The following is a 731-nucleotide window of genomic DNA, read 5'->3' as shown; positions in this document are numbered from 1 at the left end:
TTACGGATAGTTGATAAACGGTGGGCAATCACAAATGATGTTCTACCTTCCATTAGTTTGTCCATGGCTTCTTGTAATAAGACTTCTGTACGTGTATCGACTGAAGATGTCGCTTCATCTAATATCAATAAAGGTGCATCTTTCAACAAGGCGCGCGCAATCGTAAACAATTGTTTTTGTCCAACTGATAAAGTAACTGAATCATCTAAAACCGTCTCATAGCCTTTAGGTAATGTATTGATAAAGTGATCAATACCTACTGCGGCGGCTGCTGATTCAACCATTTCATCGGTAATGTGGTCTTGGTTGAAGATTAAGTTCTCCCGAATGGTGCCTTCAAATAACCAAGTATCTTGTAACACCATTGAGAATTGGTCGTGCACAGCTGCACGTGAAATTTCACTTGTTGGTTTCCCATCAATGTAAATTTCACCTGAGTCGATTGGATAGAATTTCATCAGCAAGTTGACGATTGTCGTTTTCCCAGCTCCGGTAGGTCCTACGATAGCAATCTTCTGACCTGATTTAGCGGTTACTGAGAAGTCTTTGATAATCGGTTGATCTGCTTCATAACCGAAGTTTACGTGTTCGAAAGTCACGTTACCGTGGACATCCGGCAATTCGCTCAATAGGTTTGTTTCTTCTACCATTTCCTCTTCATTTAGAAACTCAAATACACGATTTAAGGCTGCTGACGCAGATTGGAATGAGGCGAATGATTGTGATAATTG

1 protein-coding gene is annotated in these 731 nt (G+C 40.6%); it reads right to left on the bottom strand.

Annotated elements, in window-relative coordinates; all coding sequences use genetic code 11:
- Positions 1-731 (bottom strand): ABC transporter ATP-binding protein (locus ACRCJ0_RS17415; protein ID WP_431391412.1); only part of this gene is annotated, 731 nt, incomplete at both ends.

The sequence above is a fragment of the Aerococcus sp. L_32 genome, from assembly GCF_050689315.1.
Note: the sequence above shows the minus strand (reverse complement) of the source record. Positions and strands in the feature narration are given on the sequence as shown.